The sequence below is a fragment of the Pseudomonadota bacterium genome, assembly GCA_030775045.1.
GTDB lineage: Bacteria > Pseudomonadota > Alphaproteobacteria > JALYJY01 > JALYJY01 > JALYJY01.
Map to the genome: position 1 here is coordinate 1 of JALYJY010000004.1, position 13,962 is coordinate 13,962.

General features: G+C 58.1%; 13 protein-coding genes. 10 read left to right on the forward strand and 3 right to left on the reverse strand.

The window, feature by feature from the left end; genetic code table 11:
* Positions 1-699 (reverse strand): hypothetical protein (locus M3O22_00630; GenBank protein ID MDP9195273.1); only part of this gene is annotated, 699 nt, incomplete at its 3' end.
* Between the two features lie 237 nt (positions 700-936).
* Here M3O22_00630 and M3O22_00635 point away from each other — a divergent pair.
* Positions 937-1,485: a ferritin-like domain-containing protein gene (locus M3O22_00635; protein ID MDP9195274.1), complete on the forward strand. Its 549-nt coding sequence runs from the start codon at positions 937-939 to the stop codon at positions 1,483-1,485.
* A gap of 6 nt (positions 1,486-1,491) precedes the next feature.
* On the opposite strand, the gene hrpB is transcribed toward M3O22_00635, so the two are convergent.
* Both hrpB and M3O22_00645 read right to left on the reverse strand, forming a co-directional pair.
* Positions 1,492-3,987, reverse strand: coding sequence for an ATP-dependent helicase HrpB (gene hrpB / locus M3O22_00640; protein MDP9195275.1), 2,496 nt, complete (start codon positions 3,985-3,987; stop codon positions 1,492-1,494).
* Between the two features lies 1 nt (position 3,988).
* Positions 3,989-4,471, reverse strand: a complete 483-nt coding sequence (locus M3O22_00645; protein ID MDP9195276.1) for a peroxiredoxin — start codon at positions 4,469-4,471, stop codon at positions 3,989-3,991.
* A gap of 144 nt (positions 4,472-4,615) precedes the next feature.
* On the opposite strand from M3O22_00645, the gene M3O22_00650 reads away from it, so the two are divergent.
* From M3O22_00650 to M3O22_00690, 9 genes are all read left to right on the forward strand, one after another.
* Positions 4,616-5,341 carry a hypothetical protein gene (locus M3O22_00650; protein MDP9195277.1) on the forward strand — a complete coding sequence of 242 codons (726 nt, stop codon included), beginning with the start codon at positions 4,616-4,618 and terminating at the stop codon, positions 5,339-5,341.
* A gap of 102 nt (positions 5,342-5,443) precedes the next feature.
* Complete coding sequence (gyrB, locus tag M3O22_00655) at positions 5,444-7,882, forward strand: DNA topoisomerase (ATP-hydrolyzing) subunit B (protein ID MDP9195278.1); 2,439 nt, start codon at positions 5,444-5,446, stop codon at positions 7,880-7,882.
* Positions 7,883-8,492: 610 nt separating this feature from the next.
* Positions 8,493-8,969 carry a hypothetical protein gene (locus M3O22_00660; protein ID MDP9195279.1) on the forward strand — a complete coding sequence of 159 codons (477 nt, stop codon included), beginning with the start codon at positions 8,493-8,495 and terminating at the stop codon, positions 8,967-8,969.
* 140 nt (positions 8,970-9,109) lie between these two features.
* Positions 9,110-9,763, forward strand: coding sequence for a hypothetical protein (locus M3O22_00665; GenBank protein ID MDP9195280.1), 654 nt, complete (start codon positions 9,110-9,112; stop codon positions 9,761-9,763).
* Positions 9,764-10,378, forward strand: coding sequence for a Type 1 glutamine amidotransferase-like domain-containing protein (locus M3O22_00670; protein ID MDP9195281.1), 615 nt, complete (start codon positions 9,764-9,766; stop codon positions 10,376-10,378).
* On the forward strand, positions 10,347-11,096 hold the full coding sequence (locus M3O22_00675) for a hypothetical protein (GenBank protein ID MDP9195282.1): 750 nt from the start codon (positions 10,347-10,349) through the stop codon (positions 11,094-11,096). Before M3O22_00670 ends, M3O22_00675 begins: the two co-directional genes overlap by 32 nt.
* Positions 11,097-11,103: 7 nt before the next feature.
* The gene (locus M3O22_00680; protein MDP9195283.1) at positions 11,104-11,673 is read left to right on the forward strand and encodes a phosphoglycerate transporter; all 570 of its coding nucleotides are present in this window, start codon (positions 11,104-11,106) and stop codon (positions 11,671-11,673) included.
* Positions 11,674-11,811: 138 nt separating this feature from the next.
* The gene (locus tag M3O22_00685) at positions 11,812-12,570 is read left to right on the forward strand and encodes an MBL fold metallo-hydrolase (GenBank protein ID MDP9195284.1); all 759 of its coding nucleotides are present in this window, start codon (positions 11,812-11,814) and stop codon (positions 12,568-12,570) included.
* Positions 12,571-12,891: 321 nt separating this feature from the next.
* Positions 12,892-13,959: a class I SAM-dependent methyltransferase gene (locus M3O22_00690; protein ID MDP9195285.1), complete on the forward strand. Its 1,068-nt coding sequence runs from the start codon at positions 12,892-12,894 to the stop codon at positions 13,957-13,959.
* Positions 13,960-13,962: the final 3 nt, after the last annotated feature.

Consider the following 13,962-nt stretch of genomic DNA (forward strand, 5'->3'; position numbering starts at 1 on the left):
ACCGAAAGCACGCTCTTTGTACTTCTCACAGATTTCAGGCCGCAATCTTTTGTCATTCTCCACCCCCACATCAAACCCGCCTTTAAGGGCAAGAGACACAATTTTACCCCCAAGGGTTGACTCACCGCTGTAAACCAGCAGCTGGTCTCCCGCTTTCAGCCTGCCATAGCCTGTCAGGACATCCATGGTAACATGCGGATATTCCCTTTCCGGGATAAAGCCTGTGTGTTCACGGATTTCTTCTGCCTCTTTAATGGCTTCCTTTGCCATGATGCGCAGGATCGGATCCGTTCCTTCCTTCATGAATTTTGAGAGGAACTGGCGCAGAACATCCGGGTCACCCAGAACATTGGACTGACGGCCGGTTCCAATTCCCATCATTCGCTTCAGGACATCTTCCATACCGACAGCAATGTCCACCCCCGGAAATGCCTCCAGCAAGGCCCACAGCCTTTCCTGAAACCTTTCAGGATGGCCGGCGAGGGCCTGGATACGGATATAGCCCTCGGATCTCCAGCAGGTTGCCACACGGGTCGGGCTCCCGGCATCAAGCTCCTCAGCCATCTGCTCAAGACGGGTCCAGGTCTTCCTGTCCCGGAAATCAGGATTCCCGGACCTGCCTTCCCTGAAAAGAACCACAATGGTATCTTCTTCGGGCAAATACCGGATATGCGTCCAGACCGGTTTCATTGCAGTCATGGCGCTGACCCTTGTCCGTCTCCATACAATCCAGCCCGGGAAACTGCAGGATTTCAGATCCGGAAGCCATTTATCTTTTGGCAATAACACCTATGACAAAAGGCATGGACCTTACTTCCACGACCTGTCGTAAAAGCCCGCGGCGGTTCCATGAAATACCACTTCCAGGGTACGGAACACACAGCGGCGCACAGCTGTTTCCCGGACGCAATGTCATAAAACGCGAGGGAGAAAGTCATGGCGGCCAGTCATTCGGATATCAGGGATCTTCTTGTCATCGAGTTGCAGGATCTGCTGAGCGGGGAAAAGCAGCAGGCCAAAGTTCTGGCCAAACTGGCCAGAAAAGCCAGCGACCCCGAACTGAAAGAGGCCTTTGAGACGCATCTGGAAGAGACAGAACAGCAGATCGAAAGGCTGAAACAGGCTTTTGAGCTGCTGGGGGAAAAGGCGAAAGCCCGCACATGCAAGGCCGTCAAGGGACTGGGCGAGGAAGCCATGGAGCTGATGGACGAGGATATGTCCCCCGAGCTCATGGATGCTGCCCTGATCTGCGCTGCCCAGAAGGCCGAACACTATGAAATTGCCTCATATGGCTCGGTCTGTTCGTATGCCGAGGCACTGGGAGAAGACGAGGTGGCCGACCTGATGAACCAGACCCTGGAAGAGGAAAAGGCCACGGATGAGATCCTCAATGACCTGGCCCTGGGCCATATCAACAGACGGGCCATGGGGCAGGAAACCCGGAACGTCAGGAATACAGGCCGGGAATCCAGACGGGCGTTCTGAAAGGCTCTATTTCTTTATACGTCGGGTAGGCGTAGCCTGCAGGGGATCATCCGGCCAGGAATGCCGGGGATAGCGTCCCCGCAGGTCCGCCCGCACCTGTGCATAGGTATTCGCCCAGAAACCGGCCAGGTCACGCGTAACCTGGACCGGCCTGTGGGCGGGGGACAGCAGGTGGATGAGAACAGGCATGCGCCCCCCGGCCACGCGGGGCGTCTCCGCCAGGCCAAACATTTCCTGCAGCCGTACGGCCAGCACAGGAACATCACCAGAATAGTCCAGCGCCACCCGGGACCCGCTGGGGACTGTAATATGGGATGGCGCATGGCTGTCCAGCCGCTGGCCCATGCTCCAGTCCAGCATTCCCCGCAGAATACCCCCCATATCCAGCCGGGACAGGTGCTCCCGCCGGCTCATGCCAGCAAGATAAGGCATCAGCCAGTTCTCAAGCGTTTCCATAAGGAACCTGTCCGACACATCAGGCCAGCCGGTGTCCGGTTCCTCCCGCTGCAGAAAGGCCATCCGTCCCCGCAGGGCAATGCTGTCCCGGTCCCAGGGCAGACAGGCCAGTCCCATCTGCCGGATCCCTTCCATCAGCGCAGCCGCTACCCTGTCCGGATCCGGTTCACGCAGGGGAGCATCATCCAGCACCAGGGCCCCCAGCCGCAGCTGGCGACGGGACAGGACAGCCTGGTCCCTGTCACTCCAGCCGATGGTATCTTCTGCGCGGATGAGGCTGCCGAAAACCCGTTCCAGATCCTTCCGGGCCAGCGGTGCGGCCAGATAAATCCTGGACTCTCTTTCCCCTCCCTCCACCGAAGCCACGGCCAGAAGGCCTTCCTTCGCCAGGGAATCTTCCGCAGCCAGAACAGCCCCGCGGCCATTGGCCAGCAGAAACTGGCCTGTGTTACCACCCCGGCGCAGCGCGATGCGGTCGGGATACGCCAGGGCCACCAGAACCCCCTCAGGTGTTTCCAGATCCCCTTTCCCGCCCGGCAGGCTTTTCAGGGCAGAGCGAATCTGGTCCGCAGCCTTGCGCGCGTGGGCTACTGCACCCCTGTCTGCCGACAGGTCCGCCGGAAGGTTCCTGTCTTTTCCCGCCAGGGCCTGCAGGCGCCAGTGGATATCTGCCGGACGCGTGCGGCTGACGCTGCGCACCACGTCCCGCTCCGCCAGGACAGCCGCCGTATCCGCTGCCATGTCCCGAAGACCCATGCCAGCAGCTTTTACGGCCATATGGGACAGACGGGGGTGAAGACCCAGCCCCTGCATGCGGCGGCCATGGTCGGTCACAGCGCCTGTGCTGTCCAGCGCCTCCAGCTGCTGCAGCAGATCCCTGGCTACAGCCAGGGAAGCCTCAGGCGGCGAATCCAGCCACACAAGCGAGCGTGGATCCCTGATGCCCTGACAGGCCAGCTCCAGCGCCAGCGGGGCAAGGTCAGCCTCCCTGATCTCCGGACTGTTGAACCGGGGCAGCAGACGGTGCTGCGGCCCGGTCCACAGACGCCAGCAGATCCCCGGCTCCAGCCGCCCGGCGCGCCCGCGCCGCTGGTCGGCAGAGGCCTGCGACACCGGCACCGTCTCCAGCCGCGTCATGCCAAGGCGCGGGTCAAACTGCGGAATGCGCATCAGGCCGCAGTCGATTACAATACGGATCCCTTCGATGGTCAGGCTGGTCTCGGCAATGGCTGTGGCCAGGACTACCTTGCGCACCCCGGCGGGCGCGGGCGCAATAGCCCGGTCCTGCTCCCCCTGCGATAGATCTCCGTACAGGGGCGCAAAAATGACAGAGGGACTTTCCAGCCCTGACAGCATCTCCTGCACCCGGCGGATTTCTCCCTGCCCGGGCAGGAATACCAGGATGCTGCCCTGCTCCTCCTCCAGCGCCTGACGGATCTGGCGGGCCACGGCTTCCTCGATCCGGCCCTGGACAGGCGCCGGCAGATACCGGGTCTCTACCGGGAAAGTACGCCCCTCGCTGGTCAGGACCGGCGCATTGTCCAGAAGCGCTGCCACAGGCGCCGCATCCAGGGTCGCTGACATGACCACAAGGCGCAGGTCCTCGCGCAGCAGCTGCATTTCCCGCGCCAGCGCCAGGGACAGGTCCACGTCCAGGCTGCGCTCATGGAATTCGTCAAACAGGATCGCACCTACGCCATCCAGCCCCGGATCGGTCTGCAGGCGGCGCAGGAACAGGCCGTCGGTGACCACCTCGATCCGCGTGCCTGCACTGACCCTGCTGTCAAAGCGCACCCGGTACCCCACCGTGCGGCCCACAGGCTCGCCCAGCGTATCGGCCATGCGTCTGGCCGCGGCCCGTGCCGCCAGACGACGGGGCTCCAGCATGATGATCTTCTGTCCCTTCAGCCAGGGCTGGTCCAGCAGGGCCAGCGGAACGCGCGTGGTTTTTCCTGCTCCCGGCGGTGCCTGGAGAACAGCGCAGTTACGGGAAGAAAGCGCAGCACACAGATCCGGCAGCAGGAAGTCTACCGGTAATACATCCATATTAAAGCATGTGTTCCAGAACAGCCTGCGCGCTTGAGACGTCAAAAGCGCCCTGCTTCTCGACAGCCAGGGATTTTACCACGCTGTCCTCAACCACCATGGCAAAGCGCTGGCACCGGGTACCCATGCCATAGCCGCGGCCATCCATGACCAACCCTATGGCTTCGGTCAGTTCGGCATTGCCGTCGGGAAGCATCTCGATCGCACCGTTCACGCCGGACTGCCGGAACCAGGCGGCCAGCACAAAGGGATCATTGACCGCCATGCACACAACGCGGACTACACCTTTGGCCTGGAATTCCTTGCCCAGCTCGACAAATCCCGGCAGATGCTTGAGTGAACAGGTGGGCGTGAAAGCTCCAGGAACCCCGAAAAAAACAACCTTTCCTTTGAAAAGCTCGTCCGTCGTTACTTCCCGCATGGCGCCGTCGGTCCAGCGCTTGAGGGTCATGGAAGGAATGCGGTCGCCCGGCTTGATGGTCATGGTCTGCTTCCCTGCAAAAAGGATTTCTGTGACTATAATCATATCACAGAAAAACTGAAGACAGTACGTGAAAGTAAAAAATTCCTTGGTCTTCCGGAACCAGCCATTATCCTTGCGGCCAGTTATATCCCGGAGCAGAATCCCATGAGCACGACAGTCCACCTGTTTGACCTGGACCAGACCCTGACAGACGAGGGTTGTCATCAGCCCCTTGTGGAAGCCTTTGGCAGGAATGTTCCTGCTTTCATCTCCAGGTTTCTGGGCATTTCACGGGAACAGGCCATAAAAGAAAATACAGCCCTTTACCGGAAACATGGATCAACACTTTATGGCCTTCAGGCCGAACATCCGGACCGGTTCGATCCGGAGGAGTATTTCAAAGCCGCGTTCGGGGGAATTGATTACAGCACCGTGAGGAAGAACGAGGCCTTGATCAGGGCTTTCCGGATCAGGCAGGAAAGAGAGCCTGATCTTGTCAATGTCATCTTTACCAACAGTGCCGGATTTTACGCGCACGAGATGACCCGCGCCATTGGAATTCATGAATTTTTCAGTCACTTTCTGGACCCCCTGTCGGTAGGCCTCATACCAAAGACAAATCCGGCGGCCTTTGTCCGGGCCTGCCGCCATCTCGATGTCCCTCCATACAGGGCCCGCATGCATGAGGACTTGACGGCCAATGCCAGAGCCGCGCACGAGGCGGGACTGGAAACAGTCCTCGTGCTCCCGGGACATAAGGACATCAGCCTCATCCTGCTGCTTGACGTGGATTATGTAACCTGTGATCTTGCAGATTTTCTGGCCAATCCTCCCCGGACAGTGTCCCGGAACCACCTCCGGGTCTGGAATCCCGCCGGTCCCCGCGCCTGATATGGCATAATCGGTCCCAAATCCGGTGTGGCTTTCCGGGGTCGAATCTTCTAGGATGAAGGGGTTTTGTCAGAGTCCCGATTCCTGCAAGGTTTAATACCAATGAGCAATACCTCGTCCGAAGCCGCCGCCCCCAACCAGTACGGCGCTGAGTCCATCACCGTTCTGCGCGGGCTGGATGCCGTGCGCAAGCGCCCCGGCATGTACATCGGCGATACGGACGACGGGTCGGGCCTGCACCACATGGTGTACGAGGTGGTGGACAACGCCATTGACGAGGCGTTGGCGGGCCACTGCGACCTGGTCGAGGTGATCCTGAACGCCGACGGCTCGGTCACCGTACGCGACAACGGGCGCGGTATTCCGACGGATATTCACCCCGAGGAAGGCGTCTCGGCAGCCGAGGTGGTCATGACCCAGCTGCACGCGGGCGGCAAATTCAACCAGAATTCCTACAAGGTCTCCGGCGGTCTGCACGGCGTGGGCGTGTCCGTGGTCAACGCCCTGTCCGAAACACTCGACCTGCGCATCTGGCGCGACGGCAAGGAACACACCATGCGTTTCCGCCATGGCGTCGCCGAGGCACCGCTGGCCGTGGTCGGCAACGCCGACGGCCGCAAGGGCACCGAGGTTACTTTCCTCCCCTCCAAGCAGACCTTCACCAAAACTGAATTCGACGCGGCCACGCTGGAGCATCGCCTGCGCGAGCTGGCGTTCCTCAATTCCGGCGTGCGCCTGGTGTTCTCCGACCTGCGTGGCGTGGAGCCCAAGGTCACTGAACTGCACTACGAAGGCGGTCTGGAAGCGTTCGTGGCGTACCTGGATCGCTCCAAGGAGGCGCTGCACAAGCCCGCCATCATCACGAAGGGCGAACGCGACGGCATCACTGTGGAAGTGGCCATGCAGTGGACCAACAGCTATCACGAAAGCATGCTGTGCTTTACCAACAACATCCCGCAGCGCGACGGCGGCACGCACCTGGCGGGCTTCCGCGCGGCGCTGACCCGCACCATCAACAAATACGTGGCGGAAACGCCTGAAGCCAAGAAAAGCAAGGTGGACATTGGCGGTGACGACGCCCGCGAAGGCCTGACCTGTGTTCTGTCGGTGAAAGTGCCTGACCCGAAATTCTCCAGCCAGACCAAGGACAAGCTGGTTTCCAGCGAGGTCAAACCCGTAGTGGAAGGCCTAGTGGGCGAGGCTCTGGGCACCTGGTTTGAAGAGCACCCCAACGAAGGCAAGATCATCGTCCGCAAGATTGCCGAGGCCGCCGCCGCGCGCGAAGCCGCCCGCAAGGCGCGCGAAATGAGCCGCAAGAGCCCGCTCGGGATCGCCTCCCTCCCCGGCAAGCTGGCCGACTGTCAGGAAAAAGACCCGGCGCTGTCCGAACTGTTCATCGTCGAGGGTGACTCCGCCGGCGGCTCGGCCAAGCAGGGCCGTTCGCGCCAGAACCAGGCCATCCTGCCCCTCAAGGGAAAAATCCTGAACGTGGAACGTGCGCGTCTGGAAAAGATGCTGCAGTCCGCCGAGATCGGCACGCTGGTTACCGCCCTGGGCACGGGCGTGGGTGCGGGCAATTTCGACCCGGAAAAAGTGCGCTATCACAAGATCATCATCATGACCGACGCTGACGTGGACGGCAGCCACATCCGCACACTGCTGCTCACCTTCTTCTTCCGCCAGATGCCGCAGCTGATCGAACGCGGGTACCTGTACATCGCCCAGCCGCCCCTGTACGGCCTGAAAAAGGGCAACAGCGGCAAGATCGGCACGTACATGAAGAACGACCAGGCGCTGGAAGATTACCTGATCGACCAGGGCCTGGGCGACACGGTGTTTATGGACATGGCCGGCAAAAAGCCGCGCACGAATGATCTGAACGCGGCGGTGCAGCAGGCGCGGGCCCTGCGACCATCGCTGGAGACTCTGGCGCGCAAGGTGCGCAGCCTGGCTGTGGTGGAACAGGCCGCGATCGCAGGCGTTCTCTCCGCTGATCTGCTGCAGGATAAAACCCATGCAGCGAAGGCGGCCGACGCAGTGGCCAAACGCATGAACGCACTGGGTGAAGGCGGCTGGAGCGGCGAAGTGGACAAGGCCGACGACGGCTTTGTATTGATCCACAAGTCGCGCGGCGTGACGCACCGGTATGTCTTCGACGCCGACACGATCCGCAGCATGGAAGCCCGCCGCCTGGACGGCGCCGCGGACGACCTGAAGAAACTGTATAACGAAGCCGGCAAGCTGGTGCACAAAGGCAAGGACCTGCGCGTGGTTCACGGCCCTGTGGACCTGCTGGACGGAGTCATGGAAACCGGCCGCCAGGGTGTGAACATCCAGCGCTACAAAGGCCTGGGCGAAATGAACCCCGACCAGCTGTGGGAAACCACGCTGGATCCAACTCGCCGCACGTTGCTGCAGGTGAAAGTCCACGAAGTGACCGAGGCTGAACAGGTCTTCTCTACCCTCATGGGCGACATCGTCGAACCCAGACGCGACTTCATCCAGGACAACGCCCTGAAGGTCGGGAATCTGGATGTGTAACCCTTACCTCTCCTCTCTTGTCCCGCCGAAGCTCTGAAAGAGCGAAGGCGGATGAGGGAGAGGTCGTCTCGCCGAAGCGTAGCGCAGGCGGAAGGGTGAGGGGTAAATCAGCCCCTCTCCCTTCCATGACATCCTGAGCGACTTGTCCGCCGAAGCCTTGGCGAAGGCGGAAGCGTTACGCAGTAACGCGCAGTCGAAGGATCTTATGGCAAGACAGGATCCTTGCATCCTTTTCCTCTCTCCTGTACATCTGGCGCTGACGTTTGAAACCGTCACGATACCGGTTCACCGCTCCCGCAGAGCGGATTTATTGTGCCTTTTTTGGGCGCAATACGTCCTTTTCTATGTCGGGAGTGGGGTGAATGCAGCTGCGCCGGTATTCCCTCTCACCCTGCCTGCCCCGCCGACTTGTCCGCCATAGACTTGGCGACGGCGGAAGCCTCGGCCAAGGCGGATGGGAGAGGAAAGCGCCTAGCGCAGGGTGAGGGGTAAATAATGAATCTCCCTCTCCTCTCCAGCTGGAACCGGAAAGGTGATTTACAGAGAGGAATGCATTACTTTCGCTTTTATAGGGCATATTGATCAGATTATATAGATAAGGATAAAAATCATGCTGACATTTTCTGAGGTAGAGAAGGCCAGAGAGGCCACCCAAGGGACAGGACAATGGGAACTACCAGAGCCTGACATATCTATCGCCCAGCTGTTTGCGTTAGAACTCTGGGTAAGGGCAGCCAGAAAATTTATTCAGGATGGCATTTCAAATGAAGTATTAAAAAATGTTGTATTGAGAGAACTTATACGTGGCCTTGTTTTACACACCAAGGAGCGAATTAATCCTGAAAATCTCGAGGCGCTTAATGATTTGCGCCGTGCGACAGGTCCTGCTTTCAAATCACATTTCTGTGCGGCTGTAAAAAGCATGCCATACAATGAGGATTCGGACAACAATTTTTCACTGCTCTTTATGCGGCTTGAGCACGATCAGGAACTGGCAGAAGCATTTGACAGGCAAAAAATATCAGGCATTGCAAAAAACAGCGTACTTTTCTTTTTGGAAAAGAAACTGGCGATGCAATTAATTTAAAGAGAGAAATAACGCTGCAATTTTCTCCGCCCCGTTTCGAAGCGCTTGAACAAGAGCATGGCGACCGCATATTCAGACTCCCGATCGCATTGATGGATATGCCTCTTGGGGACAGGAGGAAATTACTTCAGGCAGTCGACGTGGCAGGTTTGGCCAGTAAAGGAATTACCGAATTTGAATTCAATGGCGCAAGACTTCTTGGAAACCTGGCGTGTTATGTGGATCATTATCCATGCTGGCAGGAAGGCATAAAAAAAGCTTTTCGCGACTCTTCCGCTACTTACAGCTATGCACATATCGCTGCCGTACTCGATCTGATCCCAAATATGAGGCCATATTTTCTGGCGGCGACCCTGACTGACAGAAACATTGTCCAGAATACAATCACCCAGCCTGTTGCACCAAGTGGTATAGAACCTGTTCTTCCCCTGCTTGGGCCTGACTGGCTGATGCAGGCTCTTGGTGCCCATGGGCACAATATCAATTCATCGAACCTGGTCAGATTTTTAGCAGAGACCAGAAAAATGTATGTTTTTTCTCTGGTTGAAGACAATGGCTGGACCCAGAAACGGGCAGAACAGGCCTTCAATTCACGATACATGGCCCCTGCTTGTCACGGTATGGAACATTGTTTTTCCGCTCACGAAACAGAACGTCAGCAAATAAAACGCGTAACGGACTATGACAGGATTTCTCAAGACAGCTCCGATACAGATTCTGCCACAATTGCCTCGGCCCTGCATCAGGCAGCGCTGAAGGGAATAGCTCAACGCCAGCAATTAAAATGCGGATAAATGAACCTTCTTCTCCTCTCCAGCTGGCGGTATTTTTCGCCTGATCTGCACCGCATATTCGATCGGCCACTGAAAGACCTGGACGTCGTGCGCATTCCCACCGCGGCGTTCGGGCACAACACCCAGGAGTGGCTGGAGCCGGAAAAGGCCTGGCTGCAGGGTCATATGAAAAGCTTCGCCGACTTTGACCTGCGCGGCAAAATGGTCGACGAGGTCCGGCAGGCGCTGGCCGAGGCTGATATCATCTATGTCACCGGCGGAAATACGTACTTTCTTCTGGAGCATGTGCAAAAGAGCGGCTTTGCGAAAGTTCTGAAAGAATGCCTGAACCGGGGCGCGTGGTACATGAGCGCCAGTGCGGGCAGTATCCTCGCCTGCCCGGACATTGACCACATCCGTCCCATGAACGACCCATCCTGCGCCCGGCTGGACGATACCAAAGGCCTTGGCCTTGTACCCTTTCTGATCATGCCCCACACCGACCAGCCCGCTTTCGCCACACTGACCCAGAAAATCGCCAGAGAACAGCATCAGACCATCCTCGGTCTGCGCGACGACCAGGTTTTGTGTATAAGAGATGGGTATGTGGAGGTTTTACAGCAGCGCCAGTCCTGACTTTATCAGGATCCACCAGGCCATTTTTCCCTGCATTGGTTTCATGGTAAGAGTCAATCCGGTCAAGAATCAGCAGGGAAAGAAAAAAGCCATGGAAGTCCAGATCCTGAACAATAAAACCAATACGGTGGAACTGCGCTATGTCCGTGTTACAGAAAATCTGTTCGCTGACCCTGTAACATATCTGCACGTACACGGTTCTTTTCCAGATGTGGATACCGTTGACGCACTGTTTCAAGGTGCTGGAATCCCTGTGGATGCACCTGACAGCCGGAAGCCTGATATCTATGTCCGTGACGGGAATATAAACAAGGCCCTGAAAACCCTTCACCTTCGCGTCGGAGAAGGACCGGTGTTCTCGCCCGATGAAGGGCGGGATTATTCACACACGGCGTTCCGCTTGCGGACCCTGCCGCCCGTCCAGATTGACATACATGCCAACCGCATGGCCCTGACCGTACATGGCGATGCCCTTTCCGTGCATGTGCTTTGGAAAGCCTTCGTCAGATTTGAACCGAATTCAGGCGTTGCAAATACACCACTGGCGGTCGGTCAGAAAAGTTTTTCCGTCTCCGGGTGGATGGAGGCCCATATGGCCATAGAGTGCTGGGAGCAAAAGGGGTATATTTCCGCAGAAGCCGCCCACAGGCTAAAACAGCTTCTGAAGCAGCCAGCCGTCCCTGCTGCGCCGGCTCTTTCTGGCCCGGCAGGCGGATAAGAGCCACTTGCTGCCTCCCCTCCTCCACGCCATCCAGGCCAAAACTGAAAGAATCAACAAAAGGCCGTTCATCATTGCCGTTTCCGGGTTTGCAGGATCGGGGAAGTCGACGCTGGCGGGGCGAGTGGCAGAGACGCTCCGCGATACAGAAATAATCCCTCTCGATCACTTCATCACGCACCGGCTGGTGCACCGGGACGAGGACTGGAGTGGCTTTGACCGGGAACGTTTCCGGCGCGAAGTGCTGATCCCTGCGCGGGAAGGAAAATCCATCACGTACGGCGTCTACAGCTGGCCGGACGATGCCATCACCAGCCACAGGACCGTGCCGCCTTCGCTTTTCCTGATCGTCGAGGGATGCAGCCTGTTTCATCCCGACCTGCTGCCGTACTATGATTTCATCGTCTGGATCGACATGCCGCTGGAGGAATCTGCCCGCCGCGGCGCTGCCCGCGACAAGGCCCTGGGCGCCGACCATGACAAAAACTGGCAGGATATCTGGATGCCCAACGACCGCGACTTCTTCCAGAAATACTCCCCCCAGACAGCAGCGGATTTTGTGTATGAAGATGTTTAGGAACACCCCGCTCACCCAGCGCGATCCATCAATTTTCTGCACTGCAACACACAGCCATTTCTGACAGAAATCTTGCAAATTCAGGGTATTTTCCTGTATTGTGAAGCCTTGAATATAACAGGGGTACCCAGGGACACCATGCAGACCAAAGTTGCCGAAATCGCCGATGGAATCTATCGTCTCTCCACCCTCGTGCCGGACATCGCCCCGCCCGCCGGTTTTGTGTTCAACCAGTTCCTGGTTCTGGGGGACGAGCCGCTCATGTTCCACGCGGGTCTGCGCAAGATGTTTCCGCTGATCCGCGAGGCCGTCAATCGTATCGTGCCGGTGGAGAAACTGCGCTGGATCACCTTTGGCCATTTCGAGGCGGACGAGTGCGGCGGCCTGAACGACTGGCTCGCGGTTGCACCCCAGGCGAAGGCGGCTCACGGGGCCACCGGGTGCCTGGTGTCGCTCAACGACGTGGCGGACCGCACCCCGCGCGAGCTGGCCAACGGCGAGGTCATCGACCTGGGCCGGGGCAAAAAGGTGCGCTATATCGACACGCCGCACACGCCCCACGGCTGGGACGCCGGCCTGCTGTTTGAGGAATCCACGAAGACCCTGCTGTGCGGCGACCTGTTCACCCAGCTGGGCGACGGGCCGGCCCTGGTGGAAAGCGACATTGTGGGGCCAGCGATCATGGGCGAGGATCTGTTCAGATATTCGTCCCTGAACCCGAATATGGGAACCACAATCCGCGGCCTGGCGGACCTTGCGCCGCGCACCCTGGGACTGATGCACGGCCCGTCGTTCGCGGGCGACGGCGCCGCAGCCCTGCGGGCCCTGGCGGATGATTACGACCGGCGCACCACAGACCGCACTCCAGTCGCCGACGAAACCCGGGTTGCGACGTAAGCCGCTGACATAGATCTGAAAAAGCATGGGTAGATATCCGGCTTTCATTCTTTTGACGGCGATTGCCTTTCCCCCCAGGCGGGGGACAAAAGGCTGGACAAAGTCGATCTGGGGGGTACGACCGGAAATATTCCCGTCTGCGAATCCTGCGCCATACCTCCGGTTTCGATGACGACACCGCACAGGTCGCCCGGCGCTTCAGGGACGCCCGATCCGCCGCCCTGCAGAACGGGGGCCGTGACTTCCAGTGCCGATAGCGGACCCTGAACTGCGCCCTGTATAATCCTTATTACTTACATCATTTTTTGCTACTCATGATTTATGAGTGAATCGCAAAATGAAGCGCTTCCCGCCTGGGGCGGATATGGCCATGAAACATCAACGGCTTATATGGATGCGCATGAGAGGCTGCTTTACGCCCTGATTCAACTGGCCGTCCAGCAGGGAAAGACTGTCCGGGCTCTTGATCTTGCCTGTGACCGGGGGACCACATCACAACGCCTGGCCGAAGCTGGCGCCCATGTGGTGGCTGTTGATCTCAACCTGGAAACAAAAGCGCGCCTGGAAAATTCAGAACGTATCGAGTTCATACAGTCGGATATCCGCGATCTGCCTGAAACTGTATGCAGGCAGAAATTTGACTTCATCCTTTTCCAGCGCGCCCTGGACTGTATTCCTTCCCCGGACGGCATCCGCGTCCTGAAATCAATACAGGACATGCTGAAGCCCCATGGAAAGCTGTTCATGACGGTGAGCAGTCCTGAAGCAGACTATGCGGCAGGATATGAAGGAAGGAACGTCCCCCTGGAAAAACGTTTTCATGAACTGGCCCCGGAATTCCAGCGAGAACATCACTTTTTCCAGAAAATCTGCATGTATGGAAAGGAAGAGCTTCTTCACATTCTCCGCAGACAGGACTGGCGGGTAGATGTTGCCTTCATGTCCGCCAGCGGCAGCAACAAGATTGTCGCCCGGAAGCCACCCTGGTGGCAAACTCGTCAGATCCGGACGATGGCCGCTGCAGCATCCCTGGTGGCTCTGTCCTGGCCGGTTTCAGGCATTATTTCCCGGTCCCAGGCTCCCCAGTCCCCCGAAAATCTGCCAGAAACCTCTTCACAGGTCGATATCGAGGATCTGATAGAGAACTCGGAAACTTTTGCAATGACCCGCCGCAATAAGACCGGAAAAGAAATTGTTGTTCTGGCATCTGCCCCCTATCTGCATGATCCTGATGCGATTCTGAACCTGAAAGAGACACTTCCTTCCCGCTGGCGGATGAAGGAAACGGCGATAGAATTCTCGGGGCAAAACTATACTGTTTATTACGTACCACGATACCGGCCGCATTATGTTTCAAGTTATACACACGGGTTGTCGCCCAAACCCTGAACA